Below are 22,826 nucleotides of genomic sequence, written 5' to 3'. Positions count from 1 at the left end.
CAATAGTTGCCGTGTTTTGCTTTACAATTATTCAGATAGTTGGGTATACTATTGATAGCTAAATCGTTTTCAAGGGAGGACGCTTGTTATGGAGAACGTTAGAGACCCGCGCGAGCATTACAATGAAGAACCGCGCCACGACTTGATGGATGTAGTGTTCGGCTTTGGCGGCATGCTTGGTCTGATGACTGTCATGTTTGCTGCAGCTGTAATCGTGAAATTTATCATATCGTAAACAAATAGCAAGCCCTGCAACCAAGGTGAAACGGCTGTCGCCGTCCTTTGGCGGTGCAGCACGTTTCATTCCGAGAAATATAGGTCATTTATAAGGGAGAAACTTATAAATGGCCTATATTTAAAAGAAAGAACCTTCGATTCCGCTTTAGGCGGATGATTCGAAGGTTCTTTTTCATGCATAATTACGCGGTTTGGTGTTTATTGCCGGTTTGCTGCTTGACGCTTTGGGATTCCTGCTGCTTACTGGAGGGCTGATCGTAGCGCGTCCGCTCTGTCCGGTCAATCTGGACGATTCTGCCATCATGCACCGTAATATTCACACTTCCATATTGCAGCCCGCCCACCTGATCCGCAATCCGCTTAAGCCACTGCTGATCGATTTCCAAAGGTTTTGCCATTGTCTTCTCCTCCTTTTTTTTAATACTAAAAATACAGCCGTTTCACCGTATCCCAATGTCAGACGATTTGGGCAGAAGCCCGTTTGTTCATTTGCCATTCCATCAGCGACTTGACGATAAGCGTTACGAACGCCAGCATGACGAGCAGCGATGCAACGGCGAATGAAGCTGAAAATTGGTATTCGTTATACAAAATCTCAATATGCAGTGGCAGCGTATTTGTCTGCCCGCGAATGTGGCCTGATACGACCGAGACAGCTCCAAACTCGCCCATTGCTCGGGCATTACATAAAATAATGCCGTACAGCAGGCCCCACTTAATGTTCGGATAGGTGACCCGCCAGAAAATTTGCCAGCCCTTCGCTCCGAGGCTTGCCGCCGCTTCCTCTTCTGCAACTCCCTGCGCCTGCATGAGCGGAATGAGCTCACGGGCAATGAAAGGCACCGTTACGAATACAGTTGCCAGCACAATGCCCGGCAGGGCGAATACGAGCTGAATGCCATGGGAATCGAGCCATGGGCCGAAAAAGCCCTGCGCGCCAAACATCAGAATATAGATAAGGCCGGATATGACCGGAGATACGGCAAACGGCAAATCAATGAGCGTAATTAAAAACTGCTTGCCGCGAAAACGAAACTTGCTGATCGCCCATGCGGCGGAAATACCGAACAGCGTATTCAGCGGCACGGCGATCACGGCTACGAGCAGAGTCAGCCTAAGTGCCGATAAAGCATCCGGATCGGTGATCGCAGCACGGTAAACGTCAAAGCCCTTCTTAAACGCTTCAACAAATACAGAAACGAGCGGCAGCAGAACGACCAGCGCAAGGAAAATGAGAGCGATCGTTATGAGCACAATACGCACCAGTGCCGGTTCCGTAATATGCTTAGGCCGCTTGGAGGCCTCGCTCGATAAATGCGTTGTAATTGCTCCAGCCATCCGGCTTAGCCTCCTTCTACGACGCGGCGGTTAATCCGCCACTGCATGAAATTAATGAACAGCAGCAGCAGGAACGAGACAACGAGCATAACGAGTGCGATCGCGGTAGCCCCTGCGTAATCAAACTGCTCCAGCTTCGTCATAATGAGAAGCGGGGCGATTTCGGTTTTCATCGGCATATTGCCGGAGATGAATACGACGGAGCCGTATTCGCCAATGCCGCGAGCAAACGCTAGAGCAAACCCCGTAAGCAGTGCCGGCATCAGCTCAGGCAAAATCACTTTCCAAAAGGTGCGCATCCGGTAGGCGCCAAGCATGACTGCGGCCTCTTCTATTTCTTTATTGAGGTCCTGCAGCACAGGCTGTACCGTACGAACGACGAAGGGAATACCGATAAAGATAAGGGCTATCGTAATGCCAAGCGGCGTATAGGCCACCTTGAGCCCGAGCGGCTGCAGCAGCTTGCCCATCCAGCCATTCGGCGCATAAATCGCCGTCAGTGCAATTCCCGCCACCGCTGTCGGCAGCGCGAATGGAAGGTCGACGAGACTGTCGATAAATTTTTTGCCTGGAAAACGGTAGCGTACCAGCACCCACGCAATGAGCAGGCCGAATACCATATTGACGGCTGCGGCGCTGAAAGCAGTGAAGAAGCTGATTCGGTAAGAAGCCAGAACCCTTGGATTCGTTACCGTGCCCCAAAATTCTGCAAAGCTGAGTCCTGTCGTCTTAATGAATACGCTGGCCAGCGGGATTAGAACGATCAGGCTCAAATACACAATTGCAAATCCCATTGATAGGCCGAAGCCGGGCAAAACGTTTCGCGCTTTGCCGCCTCGACTTCTGCCTTTGCTCCTACTGGAACCTTTCATGTGAAGTCAGCTCCATTCCACATTTTGCTGTGCCGAACGATCATTACGAGCCTGGCGTGTAAATTTTTTCGAATATGCCGCCCGCATTAAAATGCTTCTCCTGAGCCGCTTTCCAGCCGCCAAAATCTCCGTCGATCGTCAGCAGATCCAGCTTTTTGAACGTATCTGCATATTTCGCAGCAATCGTCTCATTAATAGGACGGTAGTAGTTTTTAGCTGCAATCTCTTGGCCTTCATCCGAGTACAAATACTCCAGATAAGCTTTAGCTACTTCCGTGCTTTTATTAGCCTCGGCATTTTTATCAACGACCGCTACAGGCGGCTCCGCCAAAATGCTGACCGATGGATAGACGATTTCGAATTGATCGGGTCCAAGCTCCTTAATGGACAAGAACGCTTCATTTTCCCAAGCCAGCAGCACATCGCCAATTCCTTTTTCTACAAAGGTCGTTGTCGCTCCACGCGCGCCTGTGTCGAGCACTGGCACATGCTTGAACAGCTGCGTGATGAACTCCTGCGCTTTCGCCTCGTCATTGTTGTTCTGCTTGAGCGCATAGCCCCATGCCGCCAAATAGTTCCAACGCGCTCCACCCGACGTTTGCGGGTTTGGCGTAATGACCTCTACGCCGTCTTTAATCAGATCATTCCAAACTTTAATTCCCTTCGGGTTGCCTTTGCGTACAAGGAACACGATTGTTGACGTATACGGCGAGCTGTTATGCTCGAATTTGGATTGCCAGTCTGCACTCAGCAGGCCCGGCTCTACCAATGAATCAATATCGTAGCCTAGCGCCAGTGTGACGACGTCTGCTTTCAGGCCGTCAATGACTGCGCGGGCTTGCTTGCCTGATCCGCCATGGGACTGGCTAATCGTCACGTCCTGGCCGGTTTTATTTTTCCAATACGTTGAAAAAGCCTTATTATACTCCTCGTACAGCTCACGAGTCGGGTCATACGATACATTTAGCAGCTTGACTGGTTCTGCTGGCTTCTCTCCTGCGGCACTCGCTTCTGTTGATGCAGCTGGCGACTCTCCTGCTCCTGCTCCAGTTCCCTGGTTGCCTCCGTTTGCTCCGCATGCGGACAAGATAAGCACCAATACGAGCAATAATGAAATCGACCATTTCCCCTTTAACATAAATCCTCACACCCCTGATTTTTTTCTTTTCGCTCCTGCAGTCCTGGATAAATGAGTAATGTTTTGCCGCCGGTGGTCCGGTAGATAAAATATTATTCCTACCCGCTTAGTTGGTTATGGATGGATTCTACCAGCGCGATTTTGTTTAGTCAATAGGGTTTTCGAAATTAGGTTTATTCCTTTATGTTAAAACCATTTTGGTAAAAAGCTCACTTTTTAGCTGCTGTTGCCGCATCTTCCCCACCGGAGAAAACGGTATGAAACCGGAGGCTTCCACGCAAAAAAGGACTGCCCTCCAACCAGCGCAGCCGTAAGGCTTTACTGATTTGGAACAGTCCTTTCTACTAGAGCTGCAAGCTGTATTCATGCAAGCTTTAAGCTTAATGGCTTAAACCCATTTTAATGAGAAGCTTGCAGCTGCTCCAACTCGCGTTTCGAGCAATAAACAAAATGCCCAGGCTTCACTTCACGAATTTCCGGAAGGTCCTCTGGTGTATATTGATGCACATTTGGATCATAAGGCGTCCGTTTGCGCACACGCTCCGTCTCCGGATCGGGAATCGGAATGGCCGACAGCAGCGACTTCGTATATGGATGCATCGGATTGTTGTACAGCTCATCCGCAGAAGCAAGCTCTACTAGCTTGCCGAAATACATCACGCCAATACGGTCGCTAATATACTTAACCATAGACAAATCATGGGCAATAAACAAATAAGTCAGGTTTTTCTCACGCTGCAGCTTCTTCATCAGGTTGATGATTTGTGCTTGAATCGATACGTCAAGCGCGGAAATCGCCTCATCGGCAATAATAAAGTCAGGATCGACCGCAAGCGCGCGGGCAATACCGATCCGCTGACGCTGTCCGCCGGACGCTTCATGCGGGTAACGGCTCGCATAGTCCTTGTGCAGGCCTACCGTCTCCAGCAGCTCATGCACTCTCGCCATACGCTCCTTACTATTTTTCGCAAGCCCATGCAGGTCAATGCCCTCGGCAATAATATCGCCAACCGTCATCCTCGGATTGAGCGAGGCATACGGGTCCTGGAAAATCATTTGCATTTTGCGGTTCAGACGCTTCAGTTCGCTCCTAGACTTGCGTCCATGAACATTCTCACCATTGAACAGCACTTGTCCGTCCGTCGCGTCATACAGCCGTAGAATCGTTCTGCCGGTCGTTGATTTGCCGCAGCCCGACTCGCCAACGAGTCCAAGCGTCTCGCCTTCATAAATATCGAAGCTGACATCGTCGACAGCTTTCACCATATTCGGACGGCCTTCATTGAAATATTGCTTTAGGTTTTTGATTTCTAGCAGCTTTTTCGCCATTTAAGCCTCTCCTTCCGCAAGCACCGGCTTATCGAAAGACGCTGCCAATTTACGAACTCTCCGTTTAACCTGCTCCGGTAGCTCCACCTTGGGCGCATCCGGATGCAGCAGCCACGTTTTGGCATAATGTGTTTCGGATACTTGGAACATCGGCGGCTCTTCCTCGAAATCAATCGCCAGCGCGTAGCGGTTGCGTGGTGCAAACGCATCGCCCTTAGGCGGATTCGTCAGGTCAGGAGGCGTGCCCGGAATGTCCAGCAGCTCGGCTTTGTCCGTCATATCAAGGCTCGGCATAGACGCAAGCAGTCCCCATGTGTAAGGATGGCGCGGATCGTAGAAAATTTCATCGACCGTTCCAACCTCGACAATTTGGCCCGCATACATAACGGCCACACGGTCAGCCACGTTTGCAACGACGCCCAAATCATGCGTGATGAAGATGACGGACATGCCGATTTTTTGCTGTAAATCTTTAATAAGCTCCAAAATTTGCGATTGGATCGTTACATCAAGCGCCGTCGTTGGCTCATCAGCAATGAGCAGTCTTGGATTGGCAGCAAGCGCAATCGCAATCATCGCCCGCTGGCGCATACCGCCGGAAAACTCATGGGCATATTGGTTAATCCGTTTCTCCGGCATCGGAATGCCGACGAGACGAAGCAATTCAATCGTACGTTCTTTTGCAACGGAGCCGGAAAGCTTTTGGTGCTTTTTCAGCACCTCCATAATTTGCGGTCCGATTTTCATCGTTGGATTAAGCGAGGTCATCGGATCTTGGAAAATCATACTAATATCCTTGCCCCGTACCTTCTCCATTTGCTTATCGGTTTTTTTCACCAAATCATCGCCATCAAACAAAATTTCGCCATTCGTAATTTTGCCTGGCGGCATCGGAATGAGCTTCATAATCGTTTGTGAAGCAACACTTTTACCAGAACCCGATTCCCCTACGATGGCAAGCGTCTCGCCTTTGTACAGGTCAAAGCTAATGCCTCTGACCGCCTGTACCTCGCCGCCGTGCGTACCGAAGGAAACGCACAAATCTTTTACTTCGAGCAGCTTTTCCATTTATGCTTCCCTCCTATTATTTGCGCATTTTCGGATCGAGAGCGTCACGCAATCCGTCGCCAATTACGTTAAATGAGAAAATCGTTACACAGATCATAATGGCCGGGAAGAACAAACGCCATGGATAATATTTAAGCGCAGGCAATCCGTCGGATGCCATTGTACCCCAGCTCGCGATTGGGGGAGTCAAACCGAGTCCCAAATAGCTTAGGAACGATTCCGTAAAAATCGCCGATGGAATCGTCAGCGTCATCGTAATCAGAATAGGACCCATCGCATTCGGAATCAAATGCTTTCTCATAATCCAAGGCATCGTTGCGCCCAGCGTACGAGCGGCTAATACATACTCGCGATTTTTCAGCGACAAAACTTGTCCCCGAACGATACGCGCCATATTAATCCAGCCCGTTATAGTCATAGCTACAATCATCGTTCCCAAGCTTTGCCCGAATACGACCATCAAAATAATCGCAAGCAGCAAGTAAGGGATACCGTAAAGAACGTCGGCAAAACGCATCATGCCTTCGTCCACACGTCCGCCCTTGTAAGCGGCAATTCCGCCCCAAAGGACGCCAATAAACAAGTCTATAAGTGCGGCTGCAAGACCGATAAACAGGGAAATTCGTGCACCTTCCCAAACACGGGCAAACATGTCGCGCCCAAGGTCATCCGTGCCAAACCAGTGCTCAGCGGATGGTGCCTGATTTTTGTTGCCAAGATCGTTGGAACGGTAATCAAATTCGGTCATAAGTGGGCCAAAAGCAGCCATAAAGACCAAAATAACAAGCAAAACAACCCCGACCATTGCCAGTTTGTTTTTAGCGAAGCGCCGAACGACATCCTGCCAGAAAGTAAGGCTTGCCTTCGCCACATTATCTGTTCCTTGCTGCTGCAAGCCTACCAGCTTAAAGCGATCTTTAGATATTGGTTCCATCGTCAAGCCCCTTTCTTCCCGCGCCCAAGTTTAATACGGGGATCAATTAATCCATATAAAATGTCAACCAAGAGTACGCTAAAGAGAAGGATAATACTATAGAACACCGTAACACCCATAATAACGGTGTAGTCACGGTTACCAATACTCACAACGAAGTGTGAGCCAAGTCCCGGTATGCCGAATATACGCTCAATAACGAAGCTTCCTGTAATAACGCCAGCCGACAGCGGGCCCATATAAGAAACGACAGGCAGCAGCGCATTGCGAAGCGTATGTTTAATCGTAATCATAAATTCGCTTAGACCCTTGGCCTTCGCAGTCTTAATATAATCATTGCTAAGTACTTCAAGCATGCTGGAGCGCGTCAGTCGAGCGATAAATGCAGTTGGTGTGGAAGCCAAGGCAATCGCCGGCAAAACCGTATGCATGAACGTTCCCCATCTCGCCACAGGAAAAATGCCAAATTTAATCGCAAGCACATATTGCAGCACGGTTGCCATAATGAAGGAAGGCACCGAAATTCCTGCCACCGCAATAATCATCGCGGTATAATCCTGCCAGCGATTATGTTTAAGTGCAGCAATAACACCAAGAATGACACCGACTGCAAGCGCTAGGAAGATCGCTTCCAGGCCAAGCACGAGCGAAACAGGAAAACCGGTATTGATCAAATCGTTAACGGTCTGGCTTTTATACTTGAATGAAGGACCAAAATCCCATTGCAGCACTTTCAGCAAATAATCGCCATATTGCGCATACCACGGCTGATCCAGACCATAGTGAGCCAGCAGATTGGCTTTAATTTCCGGCGGCAGCTGCTTCTCCGACGTAAACGGGTTACCCGGAGCAAGACGCATCAAGAAAAAGGTAGCTGTAATAATCAGCCACAACGACAAAAGGATATACAGCAAACGTCTGCCAATATATTTCACCATAATAGTCTGGCACCTCCTATTAGTTTCGAGCTTTATTTACATATAAGGGGAGTATCGCCCCGCATTTTCATAACAAAGGAACACCCCGAACCACTTGAAAATGTGATTCGGGATGTTCCGCCCACCATACCGCTGCTTCGGGTTATGGTCGACTATTCTTTTGTAAATCATTCCAGCATTAAGCCTCGATGTAGGCCCATTTGTAAGTCAAATCGCCCAGACCGCTAACTACAACACCTTTAAGTTTTTCGTTTTGAACCCAGTTCATCGTATAGAAATAAATTGGCATAACTGGCATGTCATCAATGAAGATAGCCTCAGCTTGTTTCAACATTTCCGTACGTTTTGCAGCATCAGCTTCAGATGCTGAATCGTTAAGCAGTTTTTTAAAGTCTGCATTTTCCCAGCCTGTATCGTTGTTGCCGCCATTAGCATCACGGTACAGCTCAAGGAAGTTAATTGGATCATTGAAATCTCCCAACCAGCCCATACGGCCTACTTGGTAGTCGCCAGCATGCAGTTTTTCAATATATACAGCCCACTCAGCGTTATCAAGCGTTACTTCTACGCCAAGGTTTTTGGACCACATGTCTTGAATCGCTTGTGCGATTTTTTGGTGCGCTTCATTCGTGTTGTAAGAAATTGTGACTGGAGGCAGTTCAGATACATCCTTCAAGCCCATTTCCTCAAGACCTTTTGCTAAAAACTCTTTAGCTTTTTCTTGATCATTATCGGCAAAGAAGCCTTTTTCGTTCTCAGCGAACATCGTTGGCGGAATAAGAGCCATCGCTGGCAGTTGCTCGCCTTGTGTAATGTTGTCGATCAATTCTTGACGGTTAATCGCGTAAGTGAAAGCTTTACGGATATTTTTGTTGTCGAAAGGAGCAACTTTCGTGTTGAACTTGTAGTTGTAGACACCTGCAATTGGTTGTGTATGCAAAGTACCTTGGTCTTTCAAAGCTTGCATGGCATCAACTGGCAATTGACCGTTAGGCTGTCCAGCCCAGTCCAGCTCGCCATTGTCAAACATCGAAAGCTCGGTATTGAAGTCATTGATCATCGAGAAGTTGATTTTAGTCAATTTCACGTTGTCTTTATCCCAATACGTGTCGCTTTTCTCAATAATAAGGTTGTCGCTGTGTTTCCATTCCGTCATGTGGAAAGGACCGTTCGTTGTGTATTGGTCGCCTGCATCGTTAGCCCAATCTTTGTTGGCTGCAGCAATTTTGCTGTTTACTGGCAGGTATGTGTAGAATGCTGTCAATTCAAGGAAGAAAGAAGTCGGGTTAGCAAGCGTAACTTCGAGCGTAGTGTCGTTGACCGCTTTAATGCCTACATCTTCAACTTTTCCTTTGCCGAGGTTAGCAGCCTCTGCTCCTTTAATATAATAAAGCTGGTAAGCGTAATCTGCTGCGTTAGCTGGGTCAAGAACCCATTTCCATGCATATTCAAAGTCTCCGGCAATTACTGGATCGCCATTGGACCATTTAGCGCCGTCGCGAATTGTGAATGTGTATACTGTTTGGTCAGGAGAAACTTCAACTTTCGAAGCTACTGCATTTTCAGGGTGACCGTCTTGTCCAATACGTGTCAAACCTTCGAACGTTTGGCGCAAAATCGTACCGGATGTGGAGTCGCTTGCTTTACCAGGGTTAAGTGTCGGTGGTTCAGATGCAATGTTTACGCTAATCTCTTGCTTGTCAGCCAATTTCACTTCCGAAGCGGTAGCTTCTGGGCTAGCCTCTCCCGGATTATTAGTGCCTGTGTTTTTGCCTGCGTTGCCACAAGCGCTGATGATCAAAGTCATGACAAGCAAAGTGCTGAGTAAAAACGAATACTTCTTTTTCATGCGTTTATTTCCTCCCAATTAATATTTCAATATGAATCCCTCTTATTCTTCCTTTGTTCCTTATACAGTGAACATACGTTCATGTTTGTGCAGAACCGAAATAAAAAAATATTATCCACTGAATGTAAGGATGAATATATATTTGGCATAAGGAATAATTATGAATAGTTTGAGATTCTCTATTTGATGCTAGAGATTATAGCATAAAATCAGACTTAATCAACTACCCTTTTCGGCAAAACTGAGCAATATCACATACTACGGCTGTTTTGCGTAAGGTATTATGTCCGAAAATACGGCGTTTGAGTTAAAATGACACAAAAAATTAATATAAAATTTTTTTGATGAAAACGCAAACATTTTTACTTTAAGTTACGCATAAATTAACAATTACTACCAAAAATGCGTTTACATATTTAGTCCGAAAAATCGCTTCATACACTTTTATTCATCTGTCATGAACCGTTGTATCCCAGTCTTTTGGATACAACTTCCGCTATTACGGCATCATTGTTAATTCGTTATAAAAGTAAAACATTTATAAATGTTTACAGATGCAAAAAAACCTGTTGAAAAGTTCTCAACAGGTTTAATAGAATATCCTAAGAGCTAAAACTTTAAACAAATTTTTTATTTTAATCCTCGTTTATTGTCGCCTGTGACCATGATCACATCGACATATGGCCGAATACGGTCCATCAATCGCTGCCCTTTATACACTTCATCGCCATCTTTGCTTGTGAAGCTAAAATGCCGCTCCAGCCCATCCAGCTCATAATTGGACGTATACAGCGTCGGCTTGCGATTCATCCGGTAATTCAATATGGAGCCAAGCACATGATCCCTCGCCCAAGGATTCAAGTTTTCCGCGCCGATATCATCAAAGATAAGCAGGTCGGTTTCCTTCATCATCTCCACCGTTTCCCGCAGCTTCGCCGGCTCGTGCATCATCGATTTCAAATCCTCGACAAAATCAGGCATATAGACGATGACGCCGGAATAATCAGCTTTCGCCAGCTCATGCAGCAGGTAGCACATGAGAAATGTCTTCCCTGTGCCAAACTTTCCGGCTAAATACAAGCCATTGGGCTGAAGGCCCTGTTCCTTCGTCCGGTCAATGTATTCAATGACGCGGTAAGCTGCTTCGGCACGGGTAGGGTCCTTGTCCAAAATTTCAAGCGCCGAATAGCCGCTCTTGAGCGCTCGGTCATCCACATAGAAGCTGCGAATCCGTTTCTTGATTCGCTCCTCGTTGCGGCGGGCAATCATTTTCTTGCATGCCACCTTGCGGTCATGCAGCTGTACGCGCTCCTGCACCGTATCGCATGAAAGCAGCGTATAATGGCCCTCAAAGTCATTCGGGCATTGATCGAGCCCCGGACAGTTTGTGCAATTCCGATATTCCGTTACATATTGGTAGACCCGGTTCAAATTAAGACGAACCGCCTGCTCATCCAGCTCGGGATGCTTCTCCCTCAGCCGATGCACAAGCGGATCGGCAAGCAGCTCTTCCAGCTTGCGGTCCGCCTGATCCGTTAATGACTTGCCCGCAGGCCATGCTTTCAGAAGCTCACCCAGCGATTCCATTCTTAATCACCCCGCAATCTTATTTTCCATCCAGCTTCCTTGCCAGCTGGCGCATTTCTTCAAGCTTCTCTGGCGAAACCTGACTTGCAGCTTCCGTATCCTGCACAATCGGGATGCTTGGCTTACGGGAAGCACCGCCTCTTGCTCCAGCGCGGGAGCCTCCGCGACCAGAAGTGCCCACAGAACGCGCATTTTCTTGCCGCTGCTCCTTGTCTGCTTCAACCTTCCCTTGTTCGCGCACATAGCCAACAGCCTTCTCAAACGTATCTACCTGCTTGACTAGCATATTGGATACGACCGCTTCAACGAATGTTTTCGTCATCCGATGGGCGTCGTTCATGCCTATAACATAATGAATGAGTACATTAATAACAGGAGCAGGCAGCCGGTAATTGAGATCAATGCGCTCGAAGGAGCGTTCAATCCAATCCGGTACAGCCCCAGGGAAAAAGCGCTGCAAGAAACGCGTATGCGGCTCATTGCGCATGAGCATATTGTACTGATGAATATCGCATCTGCCATCCAGCAAGCTGGGCACGCTCAAATAATATTCTTCCTGCACGCCAAACTCTTCAATGTTGTCTTCCATCACTTCTGCCTGAGACTGCTGCACGCGGGCAATCGTTCGCTGACGGTCCCCTTCGCGCTTTTTGTCCTGACGATACATTTGATTGGCACGCATTTGCAGCTCGTCAATGAGCAGCAGTCCATCAGGCGCAAAAACGCCATCCTCATCCAGCAGACGGCAAAGATCACTCGCATTCAAGCTGTATTTATAAGCGACGTAATTCAACTGCCCAAGCTGCTCGCCATCGCCGCGCAGCCGCTCAACATAGCTGCGGTTGGCGGAATTACGCGGAAACCGCAAAATAATTTCTCCATAAGGAATGCCTGCCGTCTCCTGTTTAAGCCTAGGCGCTGCTTGCCGAGAAGGCGCCACCTCACTTAGTGCCTGCTCCAGCTCCGGGTCCACGGATTGGGGATTGAGCTGAAACAGCTCATAAAACGGTACGGAAATGTTCTCCTTGCTCAACTGTACGCTGGCCAGCTCGTCAGGCTCCTGCGCTCCAAAAGATTCCCTTAACGCAATTAGCGCGTATTTTCCAACCTTGTCACGAAGCAGCATGACCAAATGCTGGGTTTGAAAAAACTCTCCCGGCGTGAGCGGCTTAGCCAGCTCATATTCATAAATCAGGTCGCTTTGCTCGGGCAGCGCCAGCCGCGACGTTTGCAGCAGGCCAACCGCCTCCAGGCGCGACGCCTGCTCGACAAGATGCTTGCGCCCGCGCTCATTCATCTCAAGGCCAAGGCCGAGAAACAGCTTACGCTGCGGCTCCAGCGATGAATAGCCGGAAGCGCCATCCGATATGCCATGGTACAGCTGCTGATACAGCGCAACCGCAAAAGCGCCAATCATAGGCTGATAGATGAGTGATAATATTTTATAATCCAAACTGCTTAATGAAAAATCACGAAAAATATAATAGCGGTGATGCTCCGTAAACTGCAATATGTTACCGATGCGCATGGCATCTACTCCATCCTGTCCATACTTTCTATCAGTTTAACACAAGGTGAAACGGCTGTCGCCATCCTTTGGCGGCGCGGCGCGTTTCATTCCGAGAAATATAGAGAAAGGATAGCGTTAGGATATCCTTTCCTATATTTCAAGCGTAAACGGCTGAAGCCGTCCTCTGGCGGAAAAGCTACCGTTTCGAGGGTGTAATATAAGCCAATTATAAGTGTGCAACTTATAAATTCTTATATTTTAAAACGGACCGCAAAGCCATGTTCTAAAATAGAAAAAATCCCCCAAGTGAGGGATTTGCTTATACGCTTAAAACATCTTATAGCCGCCCTTGCGCAGCGCCTGAATCGTCCATCCGCTTAAATACGCGCCAATTAATGCGCCAAATACAGGCACTAAATCAATGAAAGTAAAGCTCGTAAAGTTCTCGGAAGTAGAGAGCGTCTTATCCCATGTGCTCCAGACGTAGAACGGCACAAGAACAATAATAAACATATAAATGGGAAACCATGTTGTTTTCAATAGCATATTCAGAATAAATCCGATGCCGAACATCATGACCAAAAACAGCACCGTCGCAATAATCAGTTGAAGCATGTACGATTCCCCTCTCAGACTCTCGATAACATTTTAATGAAACCGCTTAAGGAAGTCAATTCCGATCTACCAATTGTCACAAGTCCGACATTTGCCCTTACGCCCTAAACTACGTTACAATGTTCACAGCAAAATATGCCAAAGATAGGGGTTATCGCTGATATGAGTGAAGTAGCTATTACACTAGAGGGCTGGTACTGCCTTCATGATTTCCGCAGCGTTAATTGGGCTGCCTGGAGACTGAGCACCACCGAAGAGCAAAACCGCATGCTGGATGAGCTGAATACGTTTCTGAAGCAATGGTCGGATATCGAGGAAAGCAAGCAAGGCAGCACAGCTGTCTACTCCATCGTTGGACAAAAAGCTGATTTTGTTTTCATGCACCTGCGCGAAACGCTGGAGGAGCTGAACGAAATTGAGACAGCTTTCAATAAAACAGCGTTCGCTTCCTTTACAACGCAGGCCTATTCCTATGTAAGCGTTGTGGAGCTGAGCAACTATGTGAACCAGCCGGGCACCGATCCGATGGAAAATCCGGAAATTCTTGCCCGCCTCAAGCCGATTTTGCCAAAAGCGCGCCACATCTGCTTCTATCCGATGAATAAGCGCCGCGACGGCAACGACAACTGGTACATGCTCGGCATGGACGAGCGCCGCACGATGATGCGCAGCCATGGCATGATCGGCCGCAAATATGCCGGCAAAGTGAAGCAAATTATTAGCGGCTCCGTCGGCTTCGACAATTGGGAGTGGGGCGTAACGCTGTTTGCAGAGGATGCGCTGCAATTCAAGAAGCTGATCTACGAAATGCGCTTTGATGAAGTTAGCGCCCGCTATGGCGACTTTGGCGACTTCTACGTCGGCAATTTGCTTGATGCAGCGAAATTCACCGCTCTGCTGAAAGTTTAGACCTTTTTTCTTTCTTTTGAAAATAATGCACAACCGCCCCGGCACGATGACGAATGTTCGTCACTGTGCCGGGGCGGTTCTTTTTTTATTAGCTTCGCCTAATCTTCTTCCTCGTCATCCTCTTCATCCTGGCCCAGGCGCTTCGCTTCCAAATACTCCTGCGTTGCGCGGTCGCGCTCGCGGCCTTTATCCTTCAACCGTTCAATCGCCGGCTGGATGAGCAGGTCTACTTCCTTTTGAACCGGATAAGCCAAATCATAGCGATTTTGCGACTCCAAATACGAGCCGACTTCCATTAGAGCGTTATAGCGATCCAGCTCATCCCGCGTCAGCAACCCCCGAACCTGCACGCTGCAATGACGCATTAGAAAAACTTCCCTTTGCGCAGGACGAGCGGAATGCCGCCGATAATGAACAGATAGCGCAGGTCGATCATTTTCTTCAGCCATGCCGCTACCCGGCCTTTATATTTTTTGCCAAATGCAAGACCGATCGCTTCACCTTTGCCAAGGGACGCTACCGTTCCTTTGTTGCTGAACGCGAACGCTTTAAGCGGCTGGTTGCGAATCGATGCAACCAAATTGTGGGCGCACACGACACCTTGCTGCATAGCAATTTGCGCGGTTGGCGGATATGGACGGCCTTCCGGATTAAACATGAGCGAGTTGTCGCCCAAAATGTAAATATTCTCATGGCCTGGCGCGCGCAGCTGGTCGTCGATTTTCACACGTCCGCGCATCGTTTCAAAGCCTGCATCCTCAATCAAGCGATTGCCGCGGATGCCGCCCGTCCAGATGACCGTTGCCGACTTGATCTCTTCGCCTTCACCAACAACGACACCTTCTGCCGTACACTCTTTAATCGCTGTGCCAATTCGGAACGTGACGTTCTTCTTCGTCAGCACGTCCATCGCATATTCCACAAGCTCAGGATCAAAGCCTGGCAGCGCCGTCGGAGCCGCTTCAATATTGTAGATTTTCACAAGCGCCGGGTCTACATCGAACTGCTTGCACAGCTCAGGAATGCGGTCTGAGAGCTCGCCGACGAACTCAATGCCGGTAAAGCCTGCTCCGCCTACAATAAATGTCAAATAATCGGTGCGATGCGGCTCGCGCTTAAAGCGGGCAAATTGATAGTCAATATGCTCGCGAATAAGGCGGACCGAGTTAATGCTGCGAATGTTCATCGCATGCTCGCCAAGGCCCGGAATACCGAACGTTTCCGGCTCTCCGCCAAGTCCCACAACCAAATAATCGTAAGACAGCGTACCGTCTTCCAAAATAACCTTTTTGTCCTGCGGGCGAATTTGTACAACCGTCGATTTTACAAAATCAATTTTAAATTCGTCAATCAGCTTCGAGATGCTGACACGGGCATTTTCAGGATTATCGGTTCCTGCCGCTGGCATATGCAAATGTGTGGTAATGTAATGATAGTCATGCTTGTTTACCAATGTAACATCTGCTTCGTTGTAGTTAAGCTCCTTCTGCAAACGCAACGCCGTCAGCACTCCGCCGTATCCCGCACCCAGAATAACAATCTTAGGTATGTTGCTCATCGTATGATCCCTTCCATTCCTATGCGTTTAATTATATTGTGAAAAATTACACAAACCTCTTTCTACATTTATGATCTACGAGGATTAAATGTGCAACTTAGTCTCCCTATATTTGGCCAATTTCCAGCTGTGCCAACCTTAACATACAACAGACATACTACAGAGTTTTAAACAAAAGTTCAATGGCATTTTATACGAAAAACTTTAGAAGGGCATACAAATTAGTTATTTCCTTCTTTGTGCCCATATGTTTATAATAATAAGGATAGATACAAATATGTGGAGGTGCCAACGTTGTCTCAAACTGAACTACCTGAAAACATTGTCGATATCGCAATTATTGGCGGCGGTCCTGCTGGCCTGTTCGCTGCTTTTTACGGCGGCATGCGCCAAGCATCCGTTAAGCTAATTGAAAGCATGCCCCAACTTGGTGGACAACTGGCTGCACTTTATCCAGAGAAATATATTTATGACGTTGCAGGCTTCCCGAAAGTAACGGCTCAAGAGCTTGTTGACCGCCTTGTAGAGCAGCTTAACCACTTCAAGCCGCAAATTTGCCTGGAGCAAAAGGTTAAGCAGGTCATCAAAAAGGATGAGCGCCTGTTCGAAATTACGACTGATACAGAAACCCACTACGCGAAGGCCGTTATTATTACAGCTGGCGTAGGCGCGTTTGAGCCGCGTCGTCTGGAGCTTCCAGAAGCTGCCGCTTACGAGAAGAAAAATCTGCATTATTTTGTCGGCGACCTGCAGCGCTTTAAAGACCAGAACGTTCTGATCAGCGGTGGCGGCGACTCCGCGGTTGACTGGTCGCTTATGCTGGAGCCGATTGCGAAGAGCGTCACGCTCATTCACCGCAGAGACAAGTTCCGTGCGCATGAGCACAGTGTAGAAAACCTGATGAATTCCAAGGTCAATGTGCTGACTCCGATGGAAATTACCGCGCTGCATGGCGAGGACCAAATCGAGAAAGTAACGCTTGCCCATGTGAAAACGAAAGAAACGACAGAGCTCGATGTCGACGCCGTTATTGTCAACTTTGGCTTTGTGTCCTCCCTCGGCCCAATTGCCGAATGGGGCATTGAAATTCAAGGCGGCTCCATCGTCGTGGATACGCGCATGGAAACGAATATTCCTGGACTGTTCGCAGCAGGCGATATTACGACTTACCCAGGCAAGCTCAAGCTGATTGCTGTCGGGTTTGGCGAAGCGCCAACAGCGATTAACAATGCGAAAGTATATGTAGATCCGGAAGCGAAGCTTTCTCCTGGCCACAGCAGCAATATGAAGCTGTAAGCCGGAAACGCTCGCAGCCTTCCATACAAGCAATAAGTAAATACACACAAATAAGGGTATTCTACCTTGAAGCGATGCATGGCGTTAAGCGGTGCAAGCCAAGGAGGATACCCTTATGTTTTGTCCAGTCTGCAACGGCATCAAGAGAGTGGAAGTAAATTGTGACAAGTGCAATGAAGCGATGAATGATTGCGGGCGTACGCTGGAATGGAGTGATCCTTATGCTCCATACGAGCCTGTATCCATCTCCGGTTCCGCTCGCAATCAGATAGGCGATGCAAATTGTTTACATACGGCACTGTGCCCAAGCTGCGCGCATACGATAGAAGTGTGCATAAGTGAATGGCAGGAATAACGTCTCAGGCTGTATTGCGCACATCCTCGTCTGTCAATTGCCTTCGCTTCATTTCAAAAAGCAGCATTTGAATAAATTCCTGATCTAGCTTAGACTGGACCGCCGCATAGTAGGTGTCCTTAAGAAAAGCGTCGGACATAAGCTCCATAATCGGCACTTCCTTTCTTGGCTTTTGCTAATGCTTCACCATATTATCACGGAGATAAACGATAGAACAACCGTTCTGGTTATACACAGCTGCTTGTGGACAGGGTGTGCATGGCGTGTGAATAAACGTCGAATATTGAGGATTCGCGCTGTGTACATTGTGGATACGGTTATGCACAGTCTGAATTTTTACCATTTCCATAAAAAACTTTAATTACAATCTCTTAATCTATCAATCTTATCGTTTAATGACATTAGTTATTTTTTCCTCTTATGGAAATTTAGTAGAGGGTCAAAAAAATAAACCCTTTCGGGTTTATTGCGGCCTCGTATTCACTTCGAAAATCCATATTTTCCCGCTCTTGTCGATGCCATAATCGAAGCCCAGCTGTCCAATGCCCGGAAACCGGCTTTCCAGCAGCTGCGTCGCCAGCACCGTCAATTCTCTCATCTTCGATTTTTTTGCCTGAACGGCTGCACCGGAAATCGAGCTCCTGATGCCTTCCGCCGCGCTAACCATCGTTCCGCCTCGACAGAGGTTCGTTACGAATAAGCCCTCTCTAGCAATTCTTCCTACCATGGCGCGATAAACCCAGCCCGTATCGGTCTTTACATATTTCACGCGGTAATCGATCGGCCTACTGCCGACGGTGGCTAGACGGATGCCTTTTTGTATAATATAAGCCCGTCCCTTGCGTTGTTGATCAAGCGCGCTCTTCAGAGCGTTAAAGCTGCTGAATTGCTTTTTCTGTGCATAGTAGGTGTAGGAATAGCTTGCGCTTCCATCCTGCGTCACCTTAATAACCCCGTGCCCGCCTGCTCCGCAAACCGGCTTGATTACAACCATTTGATGCGTTCGCAGCATGCTCCTCAAGTTTTCCCCAGTATACCGTCTGGTAGGGGGAATATGCGGGGCAATACCCGCGTGTGACAATAATACGGCCGTCTTCGCCCACTTGCTTGCCAACTGCCTGCCCTGATGCTCGCTCAAAAGCTACCAGCTCCTTTCCTGCTTCCTCCTCCATAGCATATGTCAGCAAGACGTCTGTCTCTTGGATGATTGACGCAGGTAAGTCGCCCCTCTTGTTAAGGCTGCGAAAGCCAGCCAGGCATTCATTTAGTTCGGCTTAATTGAAAAATAAACCGCATACGCCTCGTCCTTAACCTCGAACAGCGGGATAAACCGGAAACCGCGGTCGATGCCTGCCGACCGGTAATAGCCGCTATTCCACCAGCTGTGATTGCGTTCACGGTCAGGCATCAGCAGCGTTGCCGGATTTGCTGGATCACCAGCAAGCATACGCTCCTCCTCCGTCAAGCCTGCAAGCACGACAGGGCCGTCCAGAAAAGCAACTTTTCCATGGTCGCCTGGAAGCGGCTCAGCCTTCAGCGCCTTCGGCAGCTCCACCGAGATGGTATCTCCATCCTCCCACTGACGGATAAGCTCCGCAAAGGAGGAAGGTGCATATTCGGCTGCTTCAGCTTTTTCTCCGTTAATGGAAATGCTCGCTTGCCCGCTCAGCCACCATGGCATACGCAGCTTAAGCGCGAAGGTGATCGGCTGCTCCGTGCGAATAGTCAGCTTATACTGCATGCTATTCGGACGATGGACGGGCAGCGGCGGGGTATTTACCTTCGTGATGGCCCCCATCCCCGTGACTGACCAATTATTCAGCGGATAGTCCCCATATTGGCCGTCTTGCTCGAGCTGAAGGCGAATAGCACAGCCCTCCCATTCATGGACTAGCTCCGATGAAAGCCACTGGCATACTGCAATTCCCGTCTGGTCTGCAAGAAAAATTTGCGATTCGTAGCCGGCATTCGCCTGCACTAGCGTCCCGTGGCAGCACCAGAAATGCTGGGTCGGTGATCCCCATGCCTTGTGGCTGCCTGCTCCCATCCCAAGAAAATAGGAAACCATGCCGGTATCGCCATGCTGTTGCGCCAGGACGCCATTTATAAATCGCCGTTCCCAATAATCCGCATACACCGCTTCACCAGTCCAGCGCAGAAGCGTCTGTGCCAGCCGCATCATATTGTAATTGCAGCAATGCTCTTGACCGACGCCAAGCCTTGCTCCCATGTCTCCGGCAGGCATCCACAGCTCGCCATCATCACCCGCCCCAGTTGCTACATATCCTCTGTCCGTCACCGCATTTTTCCAGAAGGCTTCGACTACTTTGCGAAATCTTGTCTCGCCCGTCACCTCCCAAGCCCGCGCAGCACCCAATATTTCAGGAATTTGCGTGTTGGCATGCTTGTTCGTCAGCACATCCTGCCCTTCAAGCAGCGCATCGAAAAATCGCCGCCTGTCATATTTTTCAATGAGTGCCAGATGCTTGGGATCACTGGTAATGCCATAAAGATCAGCCCATGCTTCCAGCATGCCTCCCGTCTCCATATCAAGCAGCTCGTCCATTTCCTGCTGGGAAAAGCCTGCCGTCCACAAATAGAACCATGACGCCATACCATTCATAATGGTCAATGCCTTCTGATTGCCTGTCAACACATACATCTCATGCAAGCCCATAAGCAGCTTGTGTACGGTATAATGCGGCGCCCACACAAATCTTCCTTGTGCCATGCGATTCATGTACGTCTCGGGAAAAGCGGCCAGCCACTGTCCGCCACTTGCCTGCTGGCATCTTTCAAGCTCCGCTACAATAAAATCTGCCTTCGCTCTCACCTGCGCATCTCCCGTCTGCGAGCAGATCCGGGCAGCAGCGGACAGCCAGTGCCCCATCATATGGCCGCGCAGCTCGCAGGTTGGCGATTCCCAGCCCCAGTGCCAATGCTCGGGACCATCGCTGCTCGTCGTAGTCGCGCTCGTTGTGCCTCCATTCCCGCTGTAGCTCCACAGCCCGGCTTCCAAATAAAAATTGCGGAGCAGATTGTCCTCCGTAAGGCTCATGACATATTTCTTATTCAGCTCAAAGCGGGCTTTAAGCGGCCCTGCGGATAGCTTTACTTTGCCAGCGGCAAATTCGCTCAGCGCATGTTTGGCAAATAGGTTCCTTATATTCATCCTTTGCACCCTTCCAGCACAATATTTGTTTTTCCTCCTTAGTCTAAAACGATATAATAAAAGGCGTACATGCACATGGATTAGCAAAACCTATCCTTTTTTTGTGTCTATTTAATAAATTGAACATATGGAGGTCTCTATGGATGCCCACCTTACCTTAACGGCTGACCGTTTTCCATTAGTACGGGACATTGGCTGGAACCAGACAGAGGAGCTTTATACACATCCCGATCGCACGCTGGATTATGATGTTTTTTTGTACGTGGCAAGCGGCAGCATGCAGGTGGTGGAGGAAGGAGTCCCCTTCATAATCCACGCCAAGCAATATTTATTTTTGAAAAAAGGGCTTCATCACTGGGGACGGCATGAAACAGCGGCGGGTACGCAGTGGTATTGGGTTCATTTCAACATGGCGGATAGTGGCAATACCCTCTATAAAGAAAAAGCCCCGCTGCAAGAGCTGGCCCTTTATTATCCCGATCATTATCTATATAGACTCATTCTGCCCAAACAGGGCGCTGCCTTTCCAGGCATGGAAAACCGTTTGAACGCGCTGATGAAGGGGCTCGAGGAGGGACGGTCCCATCAGATGACGAGGACTAGCCTCAGCGTGTACGAGCTGTTTCTGGATCTTCACCAAGCGTCTGTCGAGGAAAGAAAAAGCACATCGGCTGAGGAAATTTCAGAACAGATTATTGCGTTTCTCAGCTCGCATAGCTGCGAGCCTTTTTCAGCCAGCCATTTGGCAGCTGCCTTGAACTTAAACTACAGCTATCTTTCCGCAACATTCAAGCGCGTGACCGGACAATCCATCATTGAGACGCATACCCGACTAAGGCTCCAGCACGCCGTAGCGCTAATGCGCAGCAGCTCTTTAAACATTTCTGATATTAGCGATCGGCTCGGGTATCAAAATCCGTTTTATTTCAGCAGAGTGTTCAAAAAAATTTACGGCGAATCGCCCTCCGCTTACTTGCGGCAATTTTACCGTTCACATTGAGGGCAATAGCGATGGAAATCTACTCCATTGAAAGCGTTTGGCGCAGCCAATTATAAGAAACCCGGCCGCTGATTTCGTGGACACCTGGGAAAATATCGCATTGCAGCTGCCCAGACGCGCCTTCGCGTTCATAAATCGCTTGCAGCTCTGCTGCCGCTTTTTTAAAGCCCTCAACCGGGAAAATCGGGTCATTTTGCCCGGATTCCAGAAACAGCGGGCGCGGCGCAATTAGCCCGATCAGCTCGGGAAGCTCGGCATGGGCCAGCAGGCCTGGCGTATAATTGTCGATGCAGTGATGGACGGCAAATATGCTTTCCTTAAACGTATTTGTAAAGCCAGTCAGGACGACTGCCTTTATCCGTTCATCCAGTGCTGCGGCTACATACGAAATAAGTGCTCCGCCGGAAAAGCCCATAGCCCCTATGCGGGCTGCATCTACCTCTGGTCTGTCCGCCAAATAGTTAAGCGCTTCCAATACTTCGGCCGTTCGTAGGCCCGTCAGCGTTTTGCCCAGCATCATGAGCTGTGTGGACAATCTGTAGCAGGAGCTTGGAGCATCGGGATTTTCCTGCAAATCCGCATCCAGCCTCCGTTCACCGAAGCCGACGACATCCGGCGCAATGACGACCATGCCGCGCTTCACCAGCTGGACAGCAAAATGCTGATGAATGTTAGGCTTCCCATGGTCTTCCGTGCCGTCCGGGAGCAAACCGACGATTTCCCTGCTGCCATAGCCATGTCCATGCACCGCCAGTACACCTGGAAGCTGCTGGCTCTTTGCGCCTTCTGGTATAAGAACGTATGCTGCGAATGACAGCCCAGATGTAGCGGACAGCTCAACTCGTTCCCTCATATATCCATCGCATTGGACCCGTTCAAGCACGACAGGCTCATACCCAAGGCTTGGTTCAAAAGAGCCAACCGCCGATGCAAGCGCGCTCTTTAATTGCTGCCTTCTGCCTTCCCTGCTCTCTGCTTCCGCCGCTGCACGATGCGCTTCAACCGCTTCCTCATAAAGCCGATTTAATAGTTGATCTGCTTTCCACATGAACGTTCCTCCTGCCAATGCCAAAATAGTTGCTTCTCATCATCGTTTCTTTTCATAGAAAACGCTTACTAAA

Annotated in this window: 23 protein-coding genes; 5 read left to right on the top strand and 18 right to left on the bottom strand. The window is 48.9% G+C overall.

From position 1 onward, the window contains the following. Window positions 1-88 precede the first annotated feature (88 nt). Complete coding sequence (locus tag WH37_RS35235; protein WP_099516602.1) at window positions 89-235, top strand: YqzM family protein; 147 nt, start codon at window positions 89-91, stop codon at window positions 233-235. 184 nt (window positions 236-419) lie between these two features. On the opposite strand, the gene WH37_RS00720 is transcribed toward WH37_RS35235, so the two are convergent. The 12 genes from WH37_RS00720 to WH37_RS00665 form a co-directional block, all read right to left on the bottom strand. Further along, window positions 420-635: a YezD family protein gene (locus tag WH37_RS00720; protein ID WP_046228641.1), complete on the bottom strand. Its 216-nt coding sequence runs from the start codon at window positions 633-635 to the stop codon at window positions 420-422. Window positions 636-693: 58 nt separating this feature from the next. Next, window positions 694-1,575 (bottom strand): sulfate ABC transporter permease subunit CysW, encoded by an 882-nt coding sequence (gene cysW, locus WH37_RS00715; protein ID WP_046228640.1) that lies wholly within the window; start codon window positions 1,573-1,575, stop codon window positions 694-696. A 5-nt stretch (window positions 1,576-1,580) separates the two neighbouring features. Beyond that, window positions 1,581-2,447 carry a sulfate ABC transporter permease subunit CysT gene (cysT, locus tag WH37_RS00710; protein ID WP_046228639.1) on the bottom strand — a complete coding sequence of 289 codons (867 nt, stop codon included), beginning with the start codon at window positions 2,445-2,447 and terminating at the stop codon, window positions 1,581-1,583. 43 nt (window positions 2,448-2,490) lie between these two features. Continuing rightward, entirely contained in the window at window positions 2,491-3,585 is a 1,095-nt protein-coding gene (locus WH37_RS00705) for a sulfate ABC transporter substrate-binding protein (RefSeq protein WP_046228638.1), read from the bottom strand. Between the two features lie 399 nt (window positions 3,586-3,984). Next, window positions 3,985-4,914 (bottom strand): ABC transporter ATP-binding protein, encoded by a 930-nt coding sequence (locus WH37_RS00700; protein ID WP_046228637.1) that lies wholly within the window; start codon window positions 4,912-4,914, stop codon window positions 3,985-3,987. Next, complete coding sequence (locus WH37_RS00695) at window positions 4,915-5,982, bottom strand: ABC transporter ATP-binding protein (RefSeq protein ID WP_046228636.1); 1,068 nt, start codon at window positions 5,980-5,982, stop codon at window positions 4,915-4,917. Between the two features lie 16 nt (window positions 5,983-5,998). Continuing rightward, the gene (locus tag WH37_RS00690) at window positions 5,999-6,916 is read right to left on the bottom strand and encodes an ABC transporter permease (RefSeq protein WP_046228635.1); all 918 of its coding nucleotides are present in this window, start codon (window positions 6,914-6,916) and stop codon (window positions 5,999-6,001) included. A 2-nt stretch (window positions 6,917-6,918) separates the two neighbouring features. After that, complete coding sequence (locus WH37_RS00685) at window positions 6,919-7,854, bottom strand: ABC transporter permease (RefSeq protein ID WP_046228634.1); 936 nt, start codon at window positions 7,852-7,854, stop codon at window positions 6,919-6,921. Between the two features lie 178 nt (window positions 7,855-8,032). Further along, a complete protein-coding gene (locus tag WH37_RS00680; protein WP_046228633.1) occupies window positions 8,033-9,703 on the bottom strand; it encodes a peptide ABC transporter substrate-binding protein in 1,671 nt (556 codons plus the stop codon). A gap of 630 nt (window positions 9,704-10,333) precedes the next feature. Then, complete coding sequence (gene dnaI, locus WH37_RS00675) at window positions 10,334-11,290, bottom strand: primosomal protein DnaI (RefSeq protein ID WP_046228632.1); 957 nt, start codon at window positions 11,288-11,290, stop codon at window positions 10,334-10,336. A gap of 19 nt (window positions 11,291-11,309) precedes the next feature. Next, the gene (locus WH37_RS00670) at window positions 11,310-12,818 is read right to left on the bottom strand and encodes a replication initiation and membrane attachment family protein (RefSeq protein ID WP_046228631.1); all 1,509 of its coding nucleotides are present in this window, start codon (window positions 12,816-12,818) and stop codon (window positions 11,310-11,312) included. Window positions 12,819-13,127: 309 nt separating this feature from the next. Then, window positions 13,128-13,415: a YuiB family protein gene (locus tag WH37_RS00665; protein ID WP_046228630.1), complete on the bottom strand. Its 288-nt coding sequence runs from the start codon at window positions 13,413-13,415 to the stop codon at window positions 13,128-13,130. A 162-nt stretch (window positions 13,416-13,577) separates the two neighbouring features. On the opposite strand from WH37_RS00665, the gene hemQ reads away from it, so the two are divergent. Continuing rightward, complete coding sequence (gene hemQ, locus WH37_RS00660; RefSeq protein WP_046228629.1) at window positions 13,578-14,324, top strand: hydrogen peroxide-dependent heme synthase; 747 nt, start codon at window positions 13,578-13,580, stop codon at window positions 14,322-14,324. Window positions 14,325-14,422: 98 nt separating this feature from the next. Here hemQ and WH37_RS00655 read toward each other — a convergent pair whose 3' ends face one another. Together WH37_RS00655 and WH37_RS00650 are read right to left on the bottom strand one after the other, a co-directional pair. Further along, a complete protein-coding gene (locus WH37_RS00655; protein ID WP_046228628.1) occupies window positions 14,423-14,689 on the bottom strand; it encodes a hypothetical protein in 267 nt (88 codons plus the stop codon). Then, complete coding sequence (locus WH37_RS00650) at window positions 14,689-15,882, bottom strand: NAD(P)/FAD-dependent oxidoreductase (protein WP_046228627.1); 1,194 nt, start codon at window positions 15,880-15,882, stop codon at window positions 14,689-14,691. The genes WH37_RS00655 and WH37_RS00650 overlap by 1 nt, the downstream gene beginning before the upstream one ends. A 294-nt stretch (window positions 15,883-16,176) precedes the next feature. On the opposite strand from WH37_RS00650, the gene WH37_RS00645 reads away from it, so the two are divergent. Together WH37_RS00645 and WH37_RS35230 are read left to right on the top strand one after the other, a co-directional pair. Continuing rightward, complete coding sequence (locus tag WH37_RS00645) at window positions 16,177-17,178, top strand: NAD(P)/FAD-dependent oxidoreductase (protein WP_046228626.1); 1,002 nt, start codon at window positions 16,177-16,179, stop codon at window positions 17,176-17,178. A 115-nt stretch (window positions 17,179-17,293) separates the two neighbouring features. Then, complete coding sequence (locus WH37_RS35230) at window positions 17,294-17,533, top strand: hypothetical protein (protein ID WP_074904708.1); 240 nt, start codon at window positions 17,294-17,296, stop codon at window positions 17,531-17,533. Window positions 17,534-17,537: 4 nt separating this feature from the next. Here the strand turns inward: WH37_RS35230 and sda are convergent, their stop codons facing one another. The 3 genes from sda to WH37_RS00630 form a co-directional block, all read right to left on the bottom strand. Next, window positions 17,538-17,681 carry a sporulation histidine kinase inhibitor Sda gene (gene sda / locus WH37_RS00640; RefSeq protein WP_046228625.1) on the bottom strand — a complete coding sequence of 48 codons (144 nt, stop codon included), beginning with the start codon at window positions 17,679-17,681 and terminating at the stop codon, window positions 17,538-17,540. A gap of 315 nt (window positions 17,682-17,996) precedes the next feature. Then, complete coding sequence (locus WH37_RS00635; protein WP_046228624.1) at window positions 17,997-18,671, bottom strand: YheC/YheD family protein; 675 nt, start codon at window positions 18,669-18,671, stop codon at window positions 17,997-17,999. Between the two features lie 126 nt (window positions 18,672-18,797). Then, window positions 18,798-20,705 (bottom strand): beta-L-arabinofuranosidase domain-containing protein, encoded by a 1,908-nt coding sequence (locus WH37_RS00630; RefSeq protein WP_231594073.1) that lies wholly within the window; start codon window positions 20,703-20,705, stop codon window positions 18,798-18,800. 139 nt (window positions 20,706-20,844) lie between these two features. Between WH37_RS00630 and WH37_RS00625 the strand changes: the two genes are divergently transcribed. Continuing rightward, window positions 20,845-21,705, top strand: coding sequence for a helix-turn-helix domain-containing protein (locus WH37_RS00625; RefSeq protein WP_046228623.1), 861 nt, complete (start codon window positions 20,845-20,847; stop codon window positions 21,703-21,705). 19 nt (window positions 21,706-21,724) lie between these two features. On the opposite strand, the gene WH37_RS00620 is transcribed toward WH37_RS00625, so the two are convergent. Beyond that, window positions 21,725-22,753 carry a dienelactone hydrolase family protein gene (locus tag WH37_RS00620; protein ID WP_046228622.1) on the bottom strand — a complete coding sequence of 343 codons (1,029 nt, stop codon included), beginning with the start codon at window positions 22,751-22,753 and terminating at the stop codon, window positions 21,725-21,727. Between the last annotated feature and the right edge of the window lie 73 nt (window positions 22,754-22,826).

Origin of the sequence: Paenibacillus algorifonticola, from assembly GCF_000971975.1 — a bacterium.
GTDB lineage: Bacteria > Bacillota > Bacilli > Paenibacillales > Paenibacillaceae > Pristimantibacillus > Pristimantibacillus algorifonticola.
Note: the sequence above shows the minus strand (reverse complement) of the source record. Positions and strands in the feature narration are given on the sequence as shown.